The 20,226-nt window shown below is 62.0% G+C and carries 11 protein-coding genes and 1 pseudogene; 11 read left to right on the forward strand and 1 reads right to left on the reverse strand.

Annotation, left to right across the window (positions count from 1 at the left end; genetic code table 11):
* Positions 1-403: 403 nt before the first annotated feature.
* From BMOU_RS02115 to BMOU_RS02155, 8 genes and pseudogenes are all read left to right on the forward strand, one after another.
* Positions 404-4,366 carry an ABC transporter ATP-binding protein/permease gene (locus BMOU_RS02115; protein ID WP_034874342.1) on the forward strand — a complete coding sequence of 1,321 codons (3,963 nt, stop codon included), beginning with the start codon at positions 404-406 and terminating at the stop codon, positions 4,364-4,366.
* 287 nt (positions 4,367-4,653) lie between these two features.
* Positions 4,654-5,529: a pyridoxal 5'-phosphate synthase lyase subunit PdxS gene (pdxS, locus tag BMOU_RS02120; RefSeq protein ID WP_034874344.1), complete on the forward strand. Its 876-nt coding sequence runs from the start codon at positions 4,654-4,656 to the stop codon at positions 5,527-5,529.
* Positions 5,530-5,713: 184 nt separating this feature from the next.
* Positions 5,714-6,499: a pyridoxal 5'-phosphate synthase glutaminase subunit PdxT gene (gene pdxT, locus BMOU_RS02130; protein WP_034874348.1), complete on the forward strand. Its 786-nt coding sequence runs from the start codon at positions 5,714-5,716 to the stop codon at positions 6,497-6,499.
* Positions 6,500-7,357: 858 nt separating this feature from the next.
* Positions 7,358-8,707, forward strand: coding sequence for an ABC transporter substrate-binding protein (locus tag BMOU_RS02135; protein ID WP_034874350.1), 1,350 nt, complete (start codon positions 7,358-7,360; stop codon positions 8,705-8,707).
* Positions 8,708-8,888: 181 nt separating this feature from the next.
* On the forward strand, positions 8,889-9,824 hold the full coding sequence (locus BMOU_RS02140; protein WP_034874477.1) for a carbohydrate ABC transporter permease: 936 nt from the start codon (positions 8,889-8,891) through the stop codon (positions 9,822-9,824).
* A gap of 53 nt (positions 9,825-9,877) precedes the next feature.
* Positions 9,878-10,870, forward strand: coding sequence for a carbohydrate ABC transporter permease (locus BMOU_RS02145; protein ID WP_034874352.1), 993 nt, complete (start codon positions 9,878-9,880; stop codon positions 10,868-10,870).
* 137 nt (positions 10,871-11,007) lie between these two features.
* Positions 11,008-13,111 (forward strand): annotated as a pseudogene (locus tag BMOU_RS02150) (beta-galactosidase).
* A gap of 224 nt (positions 13,112-13,335) precedes the next feature.
* Positions 13,336-14,397, forward strand: a complete 1,062-nt coding sequence (locus BMOU_RS02155) for a LacI family DNA-binding transcriptional regulator (RefSeq protein ID WP_034874354.1) — start codon at positions 13,336-13,338, stop codon at positions 14,395-14,397.
* A 697-nt stretch (positions 14,398-15,094) separates the two neighbouring features.
* Here BMOU_RS02155 and BMOU_RS11385 read toward each other — a convergent pair.
* Positions 15,095-16,108, reverse strand: coding sequence for a hypothetical protein (locus tag BMOU_RS11385; RefSeq protein ID WP_171002114.1), 1,014 nt, complete (start codon positions 16,106-16,108; stop codon positions 15,095-15,097).
* A 971-nt stretch (positions 16,109-17,079) separates the two neighbouring features.
* Between BMOU_RS11385 and BMOU_RS02170 the strand changes: the two genes are divergently transcribed.
* From BMOU_RS02170 to BMOU_RS02180, 3 genes are all read left to right on the forward strand, one after another.
* Entirely contained in the window at positions 17,080-17,961 is an 882-nt protein-coding gene (locus tag BMOU_RS02170) for an aldo/keto reductase (RefSeq protein ID WP_051428857.1), read from the forward strand.
* A gap of 204 nt (positions 17,962-18,165) precedes the next feature.
* Entirely contained in the window at positions 18,166-18,915 is a 750-nt protein-coding gene (locus BMOU_RS02175; protein WP_034874356.1) for an HNH endonuclease family protein, read from the forward strand.
* A gap of 76 nt (positions 18,916-18,991) precedes the next feature.
* Positions 18,992-20,218: an Nramp family divalent metal transporter gene (locus tag BMOU_RS02180; RefSeq protein ID WP_034874358.1), complete on the forward strand. Its 1,227-nt coding sequence runs from the start codon at positions 18,992-18,994 to the stop codon at positions 20,216-20,218.
* The last annotated feature ends 8 nt before the right edge of the window (positions 20,219-20,226 follow it).

Here is a 20,226-nt window from a genome sequence, read left to right on the forward strand (position 1 = left end):
TGATCGGCCCGGGAAAAGGCCTGATGTGATGTGGAATAGGAAAATCCGAACGGATCGAGGAAAAACGGTAGGGGGGTTGCCGCCGAAACGAAACATGTCTGATTCTTCGGAAGCTTGTTGAATATCGCTACGTTGTCCGTGTAGACTTTCGATTGGCGCAATTACCCCTTGCGCCAAGGCTGCCTGCTCAATGGCGAACATCCAGCCTTTTTTGATGCCGCACGCCTTTCGAAGGATGCACGGGATTCCAAATACCCCCTGACCTGAAGTCACCGGGGCCGGCTGTGAGAAAAAACCGTTGTGCATGCAACGCGCAGTCGGTAGCCTGAGACGTGGACTCGTATATGCCGCATCTTTGCGACTTTGCGACGTGAGACGTATTGAGACTTGTGAAAGAGGCATGATGTTCGACAAACGACTATTCTCCCTGGCTCCCGGCGTCGGCCGGCTGGTGGCCGCGAAGGTGCTGTGTCAATGGGTGGGTCTGCTCGCGAACATCGTCTTCGTCTTCACTTTGGTGCACTTGCTCGAGTACCTGCTGTTCGGCACGGAAATCACCGTACTGAGCGGCCGGATCATCGGCCTCGCCGACCACTTCGGCAGCACGGGGTTGCCGGGGGAGGCGCTCGCAGCCTATGCGATCGTCATTGTCTTCGCCATGGTGATCCGCTTCCTCATGCTGCGTTCCGCCGCCTACTTCGGCACCGAGGCGGCTGAACGCGTCAAACTCGCGTTGCGCGAAAGGCTGTTCAACAAGATGCTTGCGCTGGGGCCCTCATACTCGCAGCGCGTGAGCACCGCCGACGTGGTGCAGTCCGCCGGCGAGGGCATCGAGCAGATTCAGAGTTTCTTCGAACTGTTCCTGCCGCAATTGTTCTACGCCGTACTGGCTCCGATCACATTGTTCCTTTTCGTCGCGCCGATCAACATGCCGACCGCCGTGACGTTGCTCGTCTGCGCTCCGCTCATCGTATTGATCGTGGGGCTGGTGGCGATGCGCGCCGCCCGCGTCTTCAAGCAATACTGGGGCAAATACACGGACATGGGCTCCGCGTTCCTTGACGATCTGCAGGGGCTTGAAACGTTGAAGACCTTCGACGCCGACGCCCGCGCCGCACGGCGGATGGACGACAAGGCCGAGCAATTCCGCGTGATGACCATGAACGTGTTGCAGATCCAGCTGCGCTCGCTGACCGCGATGGATGTGGTCGCCTACGGCGGAGCGGCCGCCGGCATCATCGTGGCGGTCTGGCAATACATGGTTGGCGGATCGTATCCGGCCGGCATGTATGGCTGGCTGCCGAATTTCTTCCGTTTCGCCAATTTGGACTCGCTGCCGCTTGCCGGAGTGCTGATTGTGATCCTGCTGTCCGCCGACTTCTTCATTCCGCTGCGGCAGTTGGGCTCGTTCTTCCACGTCGCCATGAACGGCATGACATCCACAAAGCGCATCTTCGCCTTGCTGGATGCGCCTGAGCCGGCTCGAGGTACGGCCGAGCTGCCCGCTTGCGACGATGGCGTCACCGTCACCCTCCAAGACGTCACCTTCCGTTACGCCCCGCTTTCCAACCCTGCACAATCGGAAACCGCCGTGCGCGGCGCGACTGAGGGCGATGCCCTGCAAGGCATCTCCTTCACCGCAGCCCCCGGCGATCTGACCGCGATCGTAGGGCCCTCCGGCTCCGGCAAATCCACCGTGGCCGAGCTTCTCGCCGGTTCCCTGACCGGGTATGAAGGCTCCATCACCTTGGCTGATCCGTTGACTGACTCGCCGTCGGCGGCCGCAGGCATGCCCGACGGGCATGGCGGCCCCACGTGCGAGCTGCGTGACCTGACTTCCGAATCGCTGACCCATAACGTCACCTTGGTCGGCGCCAACAGCCACCTGTTCGCCGGAACGTTGCGCGAGAATCTGCTGATGGCACGTCCCGGCGCCACCGATGACGACCTGTGGCGCGCCCTTGACGCGGCACGAATCGCGGATTTCGTACAGGCCGACCCGCAGGGGCTCGACCTGCGCATCGACCAAGGTGCGGCGAATCTGTCAGGTGGCCAGCGTCAGCGCATCGCCATCGCCCGTGCGCTCCTGCGCGGCAGCGCCGTCTACGTATTCGACGAGGCGACCAGCAGTGTCGACGTGGAAAGCGAAACGGTGATTCTACAGACGATCCGCGAGCTTGCCGACAGTGGCAAAACCGTCATCATGGTCACGCACCGCATGGCCAATGCGGTCGATGCGGATCAGGTGGTGGTGTTCGCGCACGGTGCAACCGTTGAAACCGGTACGCACGCCGAACTCATGGCGGCCAACGGCACATATGCCGGGCTGTTCCGCGCGCAGGACGATGTGGAACGAGTCGGAAGGCGGGAGGAACCGGGCTATGATGCGCCCGTCCAGAGCCTCCGAATGTCCGATTCCGCCGAACCGGCCATCCAGAACGGTACCCGGATCCCGAATTCGTCCGACTCCGCCGAACCGAACATGCATGAAGCAGCGGAACCGGACCTTGGCGCCGCAGACCGGAAACCCTCCGACGGCGGCTCCATGTCGGACTGGCAGCTCGTGAAGCGACTTCTGCATGAGGTCGGCCCCCTGCGCAAGTACATGATCATCGCCTGTACCTGCGGCACACTTGGTCATCTCGCGGCCACCTTCCTGCCGGTCTTCGGCGTGGCCGCGGCATTCGCGGCGATCGGCCTGCCGATCTGGCATATGAATCTGACCGCGGCGATTGCGGCCATGATTGTCTGCGCACTGATCCGCGGCGGCATGCGCTACGCCGAGCAGTACATGAACCACAATGTGGCCTTCCGCCTGCTTGCGCTGTTCCGCTCCAAGGCGTTCGCCGCATTGCGTCGTCTTGCGCCCGCCAAACTTGCGGGCAAGGGCAAGGGCGACCTGATCGCGTTGGTCACCACCGACGTGGAACTGCTTGAGATCTTCTTCGCACACACCATCTCGCCGGTCGTGATCGCCGTCGTGACCACCGTCATCTACGCCATCGCATTGCTTGCGCTGAGCCCGATCTTCGCCATCCTGCTGATCGTGGCCCATCTTGTGGTCGGTGTGGCGCTGCCGAAGCTGTTCGCGCTCGCGGTGCGTGGCCTGGGCTCCGGAATCCGTAAGGAATCCGCCGCGCTTGATGATGAGATGCTTGACGACATGCGCGGCCTCGACGAGATCATCCGCTTCGGTCAGGGTGGGCCGCGGCTTGCCGGCATTGCCGCACGCACCCGTTCCCTGTGGTCCCGTCGTGCTCGCCTGAGCGCGCGCAATGGCGATTTCGCCGGACTCGGTGCGGTGTTGGTGATGCTGTTCACCGCACTGGCGGTCTTCCTTGCGATGGTCATGCCTGATTTCGCCGTGTATGCCGGATCGAATGCCGTCATGCCGATTGCCGTGCAGTTGAACGTCTCGCAGCTCATCGCCGCGTTCGTGCTGATTGCGAGCTCCTTCGGCCCGACGCTCGCGTTGAGCGCGCTGCCTGCGAGCCTGACGCAGACCTTCGCTTCCGCCCGTCGCCTGTTCGCGCTGATGGACGAGGCGCCTGCGGTGGTCGAGACCGGAACCGCACATCCGGAATACCATGGCATGACCGTGCGGGATGTGACGTTCGGATATGGGTCGACGCATTCCGGTACGGCCGCGCATGCCAGCGATTCCGAAGCGCCCGACCTTGCCCCGGCGGATTGCGTTCCGACGGATGCCCCAGCAGCTGATTCCACGACTCCCGTTCTGTCGCACATCTCGCTTGACGTGCCGGAGCATGGAATCCTCGGCATTCAAGGCCCGTCTGGCCGGGGCAAGTCCACGTTGCTCAAGCTGCTCATGCGGTATTGGGATCCGCAGTCGGGCGCGGTCGAGCTGTCGGGAACGCCGCTGCCGCAGGTCGACGCTTGCTGGCGTCGGCGTGTGCAGACCATGATGGGGCAGGAAACCTACCTGTTCGACGGCACGATTCGCGAGAATCTGGTGATTGCACTGCCGCAGAGCGTGTGCGCTGACGGTTCCGCCACCGCCGGGCCGCGGAACGACGCGGATCTCGACCGTACGCTTCGCGATGCGCTCCGCAAGGCCTCCGTACTTGAGCTGGTCGACTCGCTTCCGCAGGGCCTTGATACCCCGGTCGGTGAGCTTGGCGGGCGGCTGTCCGAAGGCGAGCGTCAACGCATCGGCCTGGCGCGCGTCTTCCTGCGTCACGCCGATCTGGTGCTCTTCGATGAGCCGACCAGTCGTCTTGACGCCTATAACGAGTCGGTGATCCTGCAGTCGATCAACGGGCTTGCGGGGCAGGGGAGTGCGGTCGTGCTCGTCTCGCACCGTGATTCCACCATGCGCATCGCCGACGGGATCGTGCACATGTAGGCGTCCGCAATGTGGTCGTGCGGCAATCGTCGGCCGCTCGGTTTTCCGATACCGCGCGTTGCCGGCGATTCGAAAGCGCGGTCGGCCGGCGAGGCAAGAAAACCGGGCGAAATCGTACGATTGTCGACGGAATCGAAATCGCAGGAAAATGATTGATGATGAAAAACGGGCCTGAAATTTAAGAAAAACAACTTTTTAAATCACTGAAATATTCAGTTTATATGATTTGGTAATCGCAAATCGTTAGTATCTGTATCAAGTGTAAGACTACCGACGAAAGGCTGGCGATGGCCAACAACAGGAACGAACTGAATAAGAATCTGGCGCAGATGCTCAAGGGCGGCGTGATCATGGACGTCACCACCCCGGAACAGGCGAAGATCGCGCAGGATGCCGGCGCATGCGCGGTGATGGCGCTCGAGCGCATCCCGGCCGACATCCGCGCCGCCGGCGGCGTCTCCCGTATGAGCGATCCGGCCATGATCAAGGGCATTCAGGAGGCCGTGTCCATTCCGGTCATGGCCAAGGTGCGCATCGGCCACATCGCCGAGGCGCGTATTCTGCAGGCCATCGACATCGACTACATCGACGAATCCGAAGTGCTCAGCCCGGCCGACGACGTGTACCACATCGACAAGAGCCGGTTCGACGTGCCATTCGTGTGCGGCGCGAAGAATCTGGGCGAGGCGCTGCGCCGCATTGCGGAAGGCGCGTCCATGATCCGCACCAAGGGCGAACCGGGCACGGGCGACGTGATCCAGGCCGTGCGCCACATGCGCACCATGAACAAGCAGATCCGCGAGCTCGTCTCCCTGCGTGACGACGAGGTGTACGAGGCCGCCAAGCAGCTGGCCGTGCCGTACGATCTCGCCGAATACGTGCATGACAACGGCCGTCTGCCGGTCGTCAACTTCGCCGCCGGCGGCGTCGCGACCCCGGCCGACGCGGCCCTCATGATGGAGCTTGGCGCGGAGGGCGTGTTCGTGGGATCCGGCATCTTCAAGTCCGGCGACCCGGCCAAGCGCGCCGCCGCCATCGTGCAGGCCACCGCCAACTGGCAGGATGCCGACCTGCTCGCGCGGCTGTCCGAAAATCTTGGCGAGGCCATGGTCGGCATCAACGAGGACGAGATCGAGACCATCATGGCCGCCAGGGGCGAGTGATCCGTTCCACCCGTATCGTTCCGGCGGGTGGAGCGTGCCAGTTCCGCCGTTCCGTGCGGGCGTTCGCCCTCCGTCGTTCCGGTCATTCCAATGATTCCAGTTATTCCAGCCGTTCCCGGCAGGTGCGGTGGGTTAAGGAATCGTATGATTTCCGCCCCCGCCTGCCGTCGCACAAGGAGACCTGATGGTTGTAGCCGTTGAGTACATCGCAAAGGAAAAGTCGGCCGATGTGGCCTCAGGCGCCGAATCCGCCCGCCATGGCGTGACCGGCATTCTTGCCGTGCAGGGTGCGTTCGCCGAACATGCCGCCATGCTTGATGGGCTTGGCGCCCCGTGGAAGCTGCTGCGTGCGGCCGAGGATTTCGACGACTCCATCGACCGTGTGATCCTGCCGGGCGGTGAAAGCACCACCCAGGGCAAGCTGCTTCGCGCAACCGGCCTGTTCGAACCCATCGCCGCGCATATCGCCGCCGGCAAGCCGGTGTTCGGAACCTGCGCCGGTATGATCCTGCTGGCCCGGCGGCTGGAGAACGATCCGAACGTCTACTTCGGTGCGCTTGATGCCGTGGTGCGCCGTAACGCCTACGGTCGCCAGCTCGGCTCCTTTGCCGCCACCGCCGATTTCGGCTCCGCTGCCGGCGATTCCGCCGTCGTGGTCGCGCCGGGCGAACATGTTCCGGGATTCGCCGCGCCATCCTCGAAGGCTGTGTCGGGTGCGGCAGCGGATTCGGTTCGGAATCCCGACGGGCATACTGCCGTGGGGGTTCCCTCGGCTGATGTCGTGCTGAAGGATTTCCCGCTGGTGTTCATCCGCGGGCCGTTCGTGGCTGAGGTCGGATCGGCCGTGACGGTGGCAACGTCGGTGGACGGCAACGTGGTCGGTTTGCGTCAGGGCAATATCCTCGCCACGGCCTTCCATCCCGAACTTACCGACGACACCCGCATCCACGAGCTTTTCCTGAGTCTGTAGCCAGCTCCATGCCGCAAGGGCCTTCGCTCTCGTTCCGGTTGAGGGCGGAGGCCGGTTGCGTATGGTCTGGCCGTCGGGGCGAAGATGCCCGCTTCGGGCTTGTATTACGGATGACTGCAGGAGTCGGCTTTGTAACGTTTCGCTGGGCCGGGGTATGAATCGGAGCGCCGTTGAGGATGATGTCGTCGGAAAAATGGTGATTCGGTCGATGGGAGGCGTGCACGATTCCGGATCCCAAGGATTTGCGGAGATCGTGTTTGCAGCAACCCTCTGCATTGCCATTCCCGGATAACCATCCTCGGAGTTCTCCGAGACTGTCTCTCGGATTTATACCCCCTAACCCATGATTTGGGATTCACTTGCGTGCACGTTTCCCAAACGAACCGGTTTTTCGGGAATCGTGCGCTGCCGGATACGCGGATATGCCATATCGAAACGGATGTGCCGTACCGAGGCGCCGCTCTTCGCGGCTGAAGGTTCCATGAACTCTGCACGATTACGGGAACCCGTTCCGGACAAGGCAGGGATTCCCGGCTATCGAGGATTCCCGATTATCGGGTATGCCGAGATGGATTGGAAAACGGCATGAGGCGGTTGCGAAACGCCGAAGGACCGGTTGAAACGCAAACGCTTGGGAGGGTGAATTTGACTTCCTGATACAACTGTGTATCATAAAAGGCAATGATACACAGTTGTATCAGGAAGGAAACGGAGCCACCCAGAAACAGCCCCCCCAAGTCGCACGCAAGGAATACATATACCACTGTCATCGTTGGTACAGCGGTATATCAAAACGGGGCGCAGCTTCTGAACGTATTGGGCAAAGACGGCCCGATGCCGGCTCGTGAAGGAGGAAACATGCGCAACTCTCAGAAGGTTCTCGCGGTGATGACCGCGGTGATGACCCTCACTGGTCTGGCCGCTTGCGGCAATGCCGGCAATGCAGGCAATGCCGGTGACGCCGACAAGGCCGAACTCGTGTTCTGGGGCTGGGACACCGGCCACACCATGAGCGACCTCATCAAAGACTTCCAGAAGGCGAACCCCGGCATCACCGTGAAGTTCAACAACACCGGCACCGCGTCCGACACGCAGACCGCACTGAGCAACGCCATCGCGGCAGGCAAGGGCGCGCCAGACGTGGTCATGCTCGAGGATCCGACCGTCACGCAGTTCGCGGTGACCGGCGATCTGGTCGATCTGAGCCAATTCGGTGCGGACAAGCTCGCCGACGATTTCTCCGCAGGCCCGTGGAACAAGCTGCAGTACAACGGCAAACCGTACGCGCTGCCGATCGACTCCGGCCCGGAAATGTTCTTCTATAACGACGCGGTATTCAAGAAGGCCGGCGTCGACGGCACCCAAATCAAGACCTGGGACGACTACTACGAGGCCGCCAAGAAGGTCAGGGCCATCGGATCCTACATGACCAACAACTCCGGCTCCAGCATGGAATACCAGCCCTTCACCGCGCAAGCCTGGCAAGCCGGAGCCCAACCCTGGAAAGTCGACGGTGAAAACCTCACCATCGACATGACCAAGGATGCCGGCATGAAGAAGTACATCGAATTCCAGCAGAAACTCATCGACGAAGACCTCATCGACACCAAAACGGCCAACTGGTCCGACGATTGGAACCGCGAACTCAACGACGGCACCATCGCCTCGCTGACCATCGGCGGCTGGATGCCGGTCAACCTCATGAACGGCGCTCCCGACCAGGCCGGCAACTGGCGCGTGGCCCAGCTGCCACAATGGGAGGAGGGCGATGAGGCCTCCGCCGAGGACGGCGGCTCCGCACTCGCCGTCGTCTCCCAGTCCAAGCAGCAGGCCGCGGCCTACAAGTTCGTGGAATACCTGACCCATGGCGAAGGCGCCAAGACCATGGCCGATACCGGCACCTTCCCGAGCCTCAAGAGCATCCTCACCTCCGATGATTTTACCGACCCGACCACCGAGGCCAACAAGAAGGTCAACGACTACTTCGGCGGCCAGAACGTGAACGAAGTGCTCTCCGAGGCCGCCCAACGCAAGGTTTCCGAGTTCTCCTACCTGCCATACAACCCGTTCGCGCAGTCCTCCTTCGGCGACCAGATCTCCAAGGCCTACAACAAGGAGATCACCTTGGAGGAGGCCTTCGCCAACTACGGCAAGGCGCTCGCTGAACATGGCACCCAGCAAGGCTACACCGTCAGCAACAAGGGCTGAACAAACCGGCTGGTCCTCATGCACGCCGACTGCGGGGGGCGGAAGAAGGCGGGGAGATATCCCGCGAATCCCCGCCCTTCGCATGTCGGGAATCGTGGGAAAATCGCAATGCCTTGCGATTGTGAAAGGCGACGAAGGCGGTCGGCGGCAACAATCGCAACGCAGCAAGAAGGAGGTAATCATGACTCAGGCAGCATCAAACGTCGCGGCGCCATTGCACACGCCCGTCGAGCAGGTCCGTGTTAATAGGCATCGTGCGGATTGGCGTGGTTGGAAGTTCGTGTGGCCGTTCGCCCTGGTGTTCGTGTTCGTGTTCGTCATTCCGATCATGTACGCGGTCTATATCAGTTTCTTCCAGCAGCGGATGATCGGTGGCACGCGGTTCGTGGGGTTCGACAACTACGCGCGCCTGCTGCACGACCGGCAGTTCTGGAGCGCGGTGGGCCGGGTGGCGCTGTTCACGGTCGTGCAGGTGCCGGTCATGCTGTTCCTGGCCGCCGCGATGGCGTTGGCCCTGGATTCCATGAAGCTGCACGGCACGAGGTTCTTCCGTATCTCCACGTTCCTGCCGTACGCGGTGCCGGCCGTGGTCTCCACGCTGATCTGGGGGTTCATGTACGGCGCGAAGTACGGGCTGGTGGGATCGTTCAACGGCTTTTTCGGCACGCATCTGGACGTGCTCGCCCCGGGCGTGCTGCTCGCCTCGATCGGCAACATCGTGACCTGGGAGTTCACGGGCTACAACATGCTGATCTTCTACAGCTCGCTGTCCACGATCCCGCATTCGCTGTACGAGGCCGCGTCGATCGACGGGGCGAGCGAGTGGCAGATCGTCAGGGCCATCAAGCTGCCGGAGCTGCGCGGGAGCCTGGCGATCACGGTGATCTTCTCGATCATCGGCTCGTTCCAGTTGTTCAACGAGCCGAGCATCATGCAGAACATGGTGCCGGGCAACGCCATCAGCACGTACTACACGCCGAACATGTACGCGTACAACCTGAGCTTCTCGGGCAACCAGAGCAACTACGCGGCCGCCCTGGCGATCGCGATGGCGGTGATCACGATGGCGATCGCGTACGTGGTGCAGCTCAGGAGCATGAAGGAGCAGATGAGGTAGGCGCGCGCCGTCGCGCCGCCCTCACGGGCAAAGGGATTCGAAGGAGCATCGAGATGAGCAATGCAAGCAATGTCGCCGCGGCGGGGCCGGGGGAGCGGGAGAGGGACGCCAGGAAGGCGGAGAGGCGGCGCCGGCGCCGCGTCGCCAGGGACGAGCGGGCGGAGCGGGCGAGGGCCGCGAGGTCGGGGTTCGCGAACGTCGCGAACCCCAGGCGCAGCGGGCTGCTGACCCTGGTGTGCGCGGTGTTCGCCGTGTACTGCCTGTTCCCGTTCTTCTACCTGCTGGTCAACGCGACCAAGACGCAGGCGGACTTCACGTCGACCTTCGGCCTGGGCCTGGGCCGCACGTTCGCCCTGTGGGACAACATCAGGACCGTGTTCACCTATGACGGCGGGATCTTCGGCCGCTGGTTCCTCAACACCGTCCTGTACGTGGTGGCCGGCGCGGGAGGGGCCACGCTGCTGGCCATCATGGGCGGCTACGGTCTGGCGAAGTTCCGTTTCCCGGGGCGCAGGGCCGTGTTCGCGGTCATCATCGGCGCGATCAGCGTGCCGGGCATCGCGTTGGCGGTGCCGCAGTTCCTGCTGTTCGCCAAGCTGAACCTGACCAACACGCCGTGGGCCATGATCATCCCGAGCCTGGTGTCCACGTTCGGCCTGTACCTGATGTGGATCTTCTCGGACCAGGCCGTGCCCACCGAGCTGCTCGAGGCGGCGCGCGTGGACGGTGCGGGCGAGTTCCGTACGTTCTTCCAGGTGAGCCTGCCCTTGCTGGCGCCGGGTATCGTGACCACGGCCCTGTTCGCGATCGTGGCGACGTGGAACAATTATTTCCTGCCGTTGATCATGCTCAAGGATTCGGATTGGTATCCGCTCACGATCGGGTTGAACCAGTGGAAGGACCAGGCCTCCACGGCGGGCGGGCAGGCGATCCAGAACCTGGTGATCACGGGTTCGTTGGTCACGATCGTGCCGTTGGTGATCGCGTTCCTGTGTTTGCAGAGGTATTGGCAGTCCGGCCTCGCCGCCGGCGCAGTCAAGGAATGAGGTGGGGCGGACCATGCCTGGCGGGGCATGGTTCGCCATACCATGCGAGATATCGATTCGGAGGGCGTTGATACACCGTTGTATCATGTGGACTGGCAAAGAATCCGAAGCGGCAAACGTTTTTTCAGGAGGCTTATATGACGACAAGAAGAACATTTTCCTGGCCGAAACTGTTGACTCGCAATGGCGGTGGCATGGCGTTCGGCGGCGACTACAATCCGGACCAGTGGCCGGAATCGACGTGGGACGACGACATTCGACTGATGAAGCAGGCCGGCGTCAACACCGTGGCCCTCGCTATCTTCAGCTGGGATCGCATCCAACCCACTGAGGATCGTTGGGATTTCGGCTGGCTTGACCGCATCATCGACAAGCTCGGCAAGGCGGGCATCGCGGTCGACCTGGCCTCCGCCACCGCCACCGCTCCGCTGTGGCTGTACGAAAGCCATCCGGAGGTCCTTCCGCGGGACAAATACGGCCATCAGATCAACGCCGGATCACGGCAGTCGTGGAGCCCGACCAGCCCGGTATTCAAGGAATACGCGCTCACCATGTGCCGCAAACTCGCCGAACGCTACGGCACCAATCCGTACATCACCGCCTGGCATATGGGCAACGAATACGGCTGGAACAACCGCGAAGACTACTCCGACAACGCCTTGGCCGCCTTCCGCAGATGGTGCGAACGCAAGTACGGCACCATCGAGGCGCTCAACGCGGCCTGGGGCACCACCTTCTGGGGGCAGGAGATGAACGGCTTCGACGAAGTGCTCATCCCGCGCTTCATGGGTGCCGACAGCATGGTCAATCCCGGGCAGAAGCTGGATTTCGAGCGATTCGGCAACGATATGCTGCTCGACTTCTACAAGGCCGAACGTGACGCCATCGCCGAAATTTGCCCCGACAAGCCATTCACCACGAACTTCATGGTCTCCACCGACCAGTGCTGCATGGACTATGCCGATTGGGCCGAAGAAGTGGACTTCGTCTCCAACGACCATTACTTCCATGAAGGCGAATCGCATCTTGACGAACTCGCCTGCTCCGACGCGCTCATGGATTCGTTGGCGCTCGGCAAGCCATGGTATGTGATGGAACACTCCACCTCGGCGGTGCAGTGGAAGCCGCTCAACACCCGCAAGCGCAAGGGCGAGCTCGTACGAGACTCCCTCGCTCATGTGGCCATGGGCGCCGATGCCATCAATTTTTTTCCAATGGCGCGCCTCCGAATTTGGTGCCGAAGCCTTCCATTCCGCCATGCTGCCGCATGCCGGAGAGGATACCAAAGTGTTCCGTCAGGTATGCGAGCTCGGGTCGGTGCTCAGGGATCTGAGTGCCGCAGGCATGCAGGGAAGCGTGCTCGAGCGCTCCGATACGGCGATCCTGTTCAGTGCCGAATCCGAGTGGGCCACGCGCAGTGAAACCCTGCCGAGCATGAAACTCAGCCACTGGCATGACGTGCGTGACTGGTACCGCGCATTTCTGGACGCGGGGGAGCGGGCCGATGTGGTGCCGCTCAAGTACGACTGGAGCGCATACTCCGTGGTGGTGCTGCCGAGTGTACTGATGCTGAGCGCCGCCGACACGCAACGGCTTGCCGACTTCACGGCCGCCGGCGGCAAGGTGGTGATCGGCTATGCGACCGGCCTGATCGACGAGCATTTCCACACCTGGCTCGGCGGATATCCAGGTGCCGGCGATGGTCTGTTGCGCACGATGCTTGGCATTCGCGGCGAGGAATTCAACATTCTCGGGTGTGAGGCGGAAGGTGAGCCATGCGCGATCGAGCTGGGCGGCGGTATGGCCGGCGCCGTGACCCGCCTGTGGCAGAACGACGTGAACGTGGAAGGCGTCGGCACCGAAGTGCTCGCCACCTATTCGGGAGAGGCGGCGGACGAATGGGAGTTGGACGGCACCGCCGCCATCACCCGCAATCCGTACGGTGCCGGTACCGCCTACTTTGTGGGCTGCGACCTGAACGTGGCCGATCTGACTAGGTTCGTCCGCACCAATCTCACGACTTCGGATTGCGATGGCAGCCGCCAGCGCGGCGATGTGCTGCATACCGTGCGCAAATCCGCTGATGCGACCTTCGACTTCTACATGCCCCGCGGCAAGCAGGAGGTTACATTGTGTGGCATCGAAGGCGAACCGATCTGCCGGTTCCAAAGCGAGGTTGGGCCGGAAGAACCGGGCTCCTATGTCATTCATCGCAACGGCATACTGATTACCAAGCGGTAACAGGGGGTGCCGATGCCGGTGGCGGGCGTCGAATGCGCCGGTTCCTCCGCGCCTAATCGTCCTATATGTGGCAGATGAATCGTAAAACTCGGGATTCGGGCCTTATCATGGCAATGGTAATATTTCGGTTTTCGCTGAATACCTGCCACATGTAAGCCAGAAAGCTGCGGAAGAACCGGTACATCTGCCACACGTAGGTCGAAAAGCAGGCAAGGAGCCCCGATATGAGCGAAACGAAACCGGACAGAAGGCGCATCACATTGCGCGATGTGGCCGAAGAGGCCGGTGTTTCGCTGAAAACCGCCTCCAACGTGATCAACAACAGCGGACGCATGACTGAAAGCACGCGCGAAAAGGTGCAGGAGGTTATCGATCGGCTGGGCTACCGTGTGAACGTCGCCGCTCGTAACCTCAATCGCGGCAACACCGGATTCATCACCCTCGCCGTACCGAGCCTCACCGCGCCATATCTGGCCGAACTGGCCAATCGCGTGATCGACGCGGCCCGATTGCACGGCTATTCCGTCTACGTCACCACTTATGCGGAAGGTTCCGCAGGCGGCGCTCGCGCGTTGCTCGAAGACTTCAACACCACCGTGTCGGACGGCATGATCCTGTCCATCTCCGAAGTGGAGGACCTGTCCCCGGAAGATCTTGATGTCGACTACCCGCTCGTCTGCGTCGGCGCGCGGGACACGCATGGCAAGGCCGATCATGTGACCCCCGACGATGTGCAGGAAGCCAGGCAAGCGACGGAATACCTATTCGACCGCGGTGCGATTCGAATTGCCGTGGTGGGTGCCAGAACCGCGCCCGAGGATCTGGATGGTCTGCTCGATGCCGTGGAGGGCAATGCCCAGCTGCGTCTGCGTGGCGTACTTGAGGCGTACAACGCGCATGGGGTCGCGTTCGATTCGCGTCTGCTCGGCAACACCGGCTATGACTGGACCATCGGTTCCGGTGCCCGTGTGACGCAGCGGCTCATCGATTCCGGTGTGCCGTTCGACGGCATCGTTGCCTTCAATGATCAGTTGGCGTTGGGTGCCCTGTTTACTTTGGCCGCCAATGGTATCGGTGTGCCCGATCAGGTGCAGGTGATCGGTTTTGACAACATCGAGGAAGCCGCGTATTTCCAGCCGCCGCTGACCACCATGGACTCCTGCCTCGACTGGATTGCCCCCACTGCGGTCAGTCGCATCATCGACCGCATCAACGGACGTCACCTCGATCCCGCCCTGATTACCACCCAGTCACGTGTCATCGCCCGGGCCACCACCCGGGCATAGGCCCGCCGGCGGGCGATGTCTTGTCTCCTGCCGGGCGTGCTCCCGCTGGAGATTAGGGCGCACCATGTGTTCCAACTAACGGTGTTTTGTTCCTTGTCGTGTGGGTTTTTGTTGGGGATCGGGATAGGGCCGGCGGCCGGGCGGCGTCCCGCCCGCCGCGCACGCGCCGCGTACGGTCCTTCGGGCCTGGGGTCCCGTCCCGTGTCGCGCACGATCCGCGTCCAAGGCGCTTTGCGCGTATCGTGCGCCCGTGTCCCTCCGGAAACCCGTCCCAGGGGCATGGCTCCCGGCCCCAATCCTCCCGGAACGGACCGTACGGGGGTGCCGGTCGGCGTCGTCCGGGAACACGATCCTCCAAAACCGCCCGGACCGCGCATCGTGCGCGACCACCGGCCGTGGCGGATTCCGGGAATGCGGGCGGCGAATGCCGGCGCGGCCACAGGGGCGATCCGGCGCGCCGATGCGATGTCGTATGCGGCGGGGACCGGCAGGATACCAGGCGCGTTCCACCCGGCAGGGATCGCTACAGGCCATAGGCATCCGGACCGCGCGACCACCGGCCGCCCGCATGCGGGGCGGGGTCCACATCCGGCGGCCCGACCTGACGGGAGGCGCACGATCCGCAAGACCGACCCCACCAACCAATCAGCGACACTACAAAATCCACTCACCTGAGCGCCAACTGTAAATCCCACCATCATCGACAGCGTTTTCTCGCACGTCGCGGTCGAGCCATCTTCCGCCGCCGACGTGCAAGTTCATTCCATGGCATCGGCGTATTCACCGTAATCGGCTGTCCATCAATATTCGACAACGCATGCGCCACGTTCATGGCGAATGCCGCGCGATGCAACTCATCCGAAAGATCCAGCTGCGTCGCCACCAGCACCACCCAACCGGCGGAGGCGAGCCGCGTACGCTTGTCCCTGTCCCGCCTCCATTGCCACTTGTCCGTGCGATGATGGTCGCCGTCATACTCCAAACCGAACTTGCGTGCCGGGTCCGCCAGATCGAGCGTCGCCATGGCACCGTTGCCGAATAGCACATCCGAAACCGTGTGATTGATCATCATCGAGGGAAGGCCATATCGTTCCAGTACCAACCTCATCTCGGTCTCCTTGGGAGAATCCGATCCTTCCCGCACCAGCGCAAGCGCATCCAAGCATTTGCTGCGATATGGAATTTGGGCCGTGTCCACAAATTCCTGCAGCTCATTGAGCGTTAATCGGCGGTGCCGGATCATCGATTCCGCAATCATAACCAGCTCTCCGATATCCAACGGTCCCGCCATCAACGCCCATGTCGGTGCGGGCGCAAGCACCTGCACCCCGTCAATCACCAGCACATGCTTGCTCTCCAACCCCTTCCATACGTGCATGCGAATGTTCTTCCGCACCCTGCGATCATTGCGGTTGCACAGCACGACATGTATCAGCGCATTGCCCGCCATGGTGTCGGTCGGATCATTCCACGTTTCGGCGGATATGCGATCTTCCGCATAGCCATAATCGGAAGGCGGATATTCGGGATATCCGATGATTTCGTCACGATCAGACCGCATGGCTCGTGAGCGACAATGACCGTTGCCGGAAGGCTGCTCGATGCCCCATATTGCGAGTGCGGTCTCATGTCTGACAGGATGGCGCACCCCGAAGGCCTTGCATTCGTGCAGCGCCTGCCGTTGCGTCTGGGAGAGCGCGATCCGTTGCATCGGTTTATATGCTTCATTGCCATTCATGTTTCGACGCTATGACTAGGCGCAGTGAGTAGTCCAGTCCATTCGGGAGTTGTGGTCGAAGGATGCATGTTCGGCGTGTTGCTGTGGATAAGTCGCTGTGACGTCTTTTGCTTGTGCATAAATAGGTGGATTGTTGGGATTTGATTATGTTCGAGATTCCCCTGATTTCCGTTTGTCGACGGATTGTCTACGGTATTGCCGGTTGGTTGGTGGGGTCGGTCTTGCGGATCGTGCGCCTCCCGTCAGGTCGGGCCGCCGGATGTGGACCCCGCCCCGCATGCGGGCGGCCGGTGGTCGCGCGGTCCGGATGCCTATGGCCTGTAGCGATCCCTGCCGGGTGGAACGCGCCTGGTATCCTGCCGGTCCCCGCCGCATACGACATCGCATCGGCGCGCCGGATCGCCCCTGTGGCCGCGCCGGCATTCGCCGCCCGCATTCCCGGAATCCGCCACGGCCGGTGGTCGCGCACGATGCGCGGTCCGGGCGGTTTTGGAGGATCGTGTTCCCGGACGACGCCGACCGGCACCCCCGTACGGTCCGTTCCGGGAGGATTGGGGCCGGGAGCCATGCCCCTGGGACGGGTTTCCGGAGGGACACGGGCGCACGATACGCGCAAAGCGCCTTGGACGCGGATCGTGCGCGAGACGGGACGGGACCCCAGGCCCGAAGGACCGTACGCGGCGCGTGCGCGGCGGGCGGGACGCCGCCCGCCGGGCGGCCCGTATCCCGATCCCCAACAAAAACCCACACGACAAGCAATGGCACGCCACAGATCGAATGCGTCGGGGCGGCATAAAGCTAGTCTGGGAAGTATCACAAGAATAAATAAAGGTCGGTTGGCGTGGAACCATCGAGCCAGGTGAAAACCGTCGAATCCGGCGGAATCATCGAATCGGATGGGCTCGCCGAACCGGACGGAAACGCAACGGGCGGAAGGAAACGCAATGGCAGAGCCACGGGAACCACAAAAGCCACAGGAACACAACGTGCCAATGATCACGCTGAGCGACGGCAACAGAATTCCGCAAGTCGGCCTCGGCGTGCTGCGCATCGATGACGAAGGCGTGACACCGGTCGTCGAAAACGCCATCGCAGTCGGATATCGCCATATCGACGGTGCCGCCGGCTACAACAACGAGGCCGGCGTAGGTCGCGCGCTCGCGAACACCGGCTACAACACCGGCGACAAGCGCGCGGATATCTGGGTCACCACCAAGCTGCGCGATTCCGAGCAGGGCTATGATTCCGCCCGCAAGGCCTTCGACCGCCAGCTCGGTTTGCTGCAGCTCGAGTATGTCGACATGTACATGCTGCATTGGCCGACCCCGTTCGACTGGCGCAGCGGCGAAACCTGGAAGGCCTTCGCTGAATTCCGTGCGGAAGGCCGTGTGAAGACGCTTGGTGTGTGCAACTTCCTTCCGGAGCATCTTGACCGCTTGCATGAGGAGACCGGCGAATACCCTGCCATCAACCAGATCGAACTGCATCCCACCTGGCAGCAGCGTGAGGTCGTCGCATACTGCAAGGAACATGGGATCGCAATCGAAGCGTATTCGCCGATGGCCCGCGGCGCCGATCTGAATGCGGGGGACGGCACGATCGAACGCATCGCGCAAGCCCATCATGTAAGCCCGGCACAGGCGATTCTGCGGTGGCACATCGAGAACGGTACCATCATCATCCCCAAGTCGGTGCATGCGCAACGTCAGAAGGAGAACCTTGACCTGTTCGGATTCGCGCTGACGCAGGAGGAGCATGCGGCCATCGACGCGCTCGACGGCCCGACTCGCGCCGGCCATGATCCGCTTACCTTCACCTACGCCTGATTCGGTGACCCGACGCGATTCTTCCGGAAACCGCCGAATCGGCATTGTCGAAGCCCTTTGAGAATCGCCGACAATACCGGAGATTCCGAATATCTCCGGAAACCGCCTAATCGGCGATTCCCGGCAACCGGCACCGTTTTCCGGTGAGCCGGCCCGCCAGCCCACGAGTTTGCGTCATAAGTGCCCCGTAGATTAAGGATTCCCATGCCACGACGCCGTAACGCCACCCACTTTCGCAAGAAGCGTTTCAACGCGGAAGGTCCGGTCGAACGCATACTGTGCCTGCTGGTGATTGCCGCGGTGATCGGCGTCACCATCGGCCTGATTCTGCCGAAAACAAGCCCGACCGTCGGTGAGATCACCGGCGAGTATACGGCGACCGGCACCGCCGCGGAAACGTTGGAGAAACTCACGGTTGACGACAATCCCAGCAAAGCCGGCTACGACCGTACCTCATTCGGCTATCGTGAGACGGACGCGGACGGCAACGGCTGTGACGTACGCGAGGACGTGCTGGCCCGCGACCTGACGGATGTGCAGTACAAAAGTGCCGGCGGTTGCAAGGTGCAGTCCGGCACGCTCGATGACCCGTACACCGGCAAGACCATTCATTTCCAGCGCGGACGCGATACGTCCAGCGCCGTGCAGATCGACCACGTGGTGGCGCTCGAGAACGCGTGGCAGTCCGGAGCGAGCGAATGGAGCAAGGCCAAACGCTACGAGTACGGCAATGACATGTACAATCTGCTGGCCGTCGATGGTCCGGCCAACCAGGAGAAGGGTTCCGCCTCGGCCGCCTACTGGCTGCCCACCAACGGCGATTACCGTTGCGATTACGTCGCGCGTCAGATCGGCGTGAAAGACAAGTACGGTCTGACCGTGACCACCAAGGAGAAGCGGGCCATGCTGTCGGTACTCCACAGCTGCCCCGCGCAGGCCATTCCGGAGAGCTGAAATACAGGCCAAGGTAACATAATCGCGCTATAACGTTGCTCGTTAGCCGCCAATCACGGGGAAGGGCATGGAAGGCATGGGCAAGGAACGTCACGGACACGCGCTGGCGGGCATTCTCGGACCGGCTTTCGTGGCGGCCGTAGCCTATGTGGATCCGGGCAACGTGGCCGCCAACATCACTTCCGGCGCACGATACGGCTATCTGCTGGTCTGGGTGCTCGTAATCGCCAACTGCATGAGCGTACTGATCCAATACCAATCCGCCAAGCTTGGCATCGTCACCGGCAAAAGCCTGCCGGAAATCCTTGGTGAGCGCATGGGCGACGGCGGTCGGTTCATGTTCTTCATGCAGGCCGAGGTCATCGCCATCGCCACCGATCTGGCCGAAGTGATCGGCGGTGCCATCGCCCTCAACCTGCTGTTCGGTTTGCCGCTGTTTCTCGGTGGATGCATCATCGGCGTGGTTTCCACGATTCTGCTGATTTTCCAGAAAGGCGCCACGCATCGCATTTTCGAGAAACTCATCATCGCATTGCTGCTGGTGATCACGTTCGGCTTCATCGCAGGCCTGTTCATGGCTCCGCCGGATCCGAGGGCGGTGGCGTCCGGTCTGATTCCGCGTTTCAAAGGTTCCGCAACGGTGTTGATGGCCACTTCCATGCTGGGCGCCACCGTCATGCCGCACGCCATCTACCTGCATTCCACGCTGGTGAACGACCATTATGCGCCCGGTCAGCACAAACCGACCGTCCGTCAGCTGTTGCACGGTAGCAAGATCGATGTGTTTTGGGCGCTGCTGTTGGCCGGTTCCGTGAATTTGTCGCTGTTGATCCTGGCTGCGAATTCGCTGTACGGCATGACCGGCACGGATACGATCGAAGGTGCGCAGCATGCGATCGCGAGTGTGCTGGGTCCGGTCGTCGGCACGATTTTCTCCGTAGGACTGCTGGCCTCCAGTCTGAGCTCCACGTCCGTCGGCACGTACGCGGGCTCCGAGATCATGCATGGATTGCTGCGGATCAAGGCGCCGATGTGGGCCTGCCGGATCGTTACGCTGGTGCCGGCGCTAATTGTGCTGTGGTTCGCGGGCAATCCGACCGAAGCGCTGATCGTCGGACAGGTGGTGCTGTCAATCGGCATCCCGTTCGCGATCATTCCGCTCATGCGCTACACGCATGACAGGGATCTTATGGGCGAATATGCGGACGGTCCGTTCAAACATGCGCTCAACATCGCCGTCGCCGCGCTGATCGTCGCACTCAACGTTCTCCTCATCATCCTCACCTTCCTCGGCAAGGTCTGAACCAGCCC

The organism is Bifidobacterium moukalabense DSM 27321 (assembly GCF_000522505.1).
Lineage (GTDB): Bacteria > Actinomycetota > Actinomycetes > Actinomycetales > Bifidobacteriaceae > Bifidobacterium > Bifidobacterium moukalabense.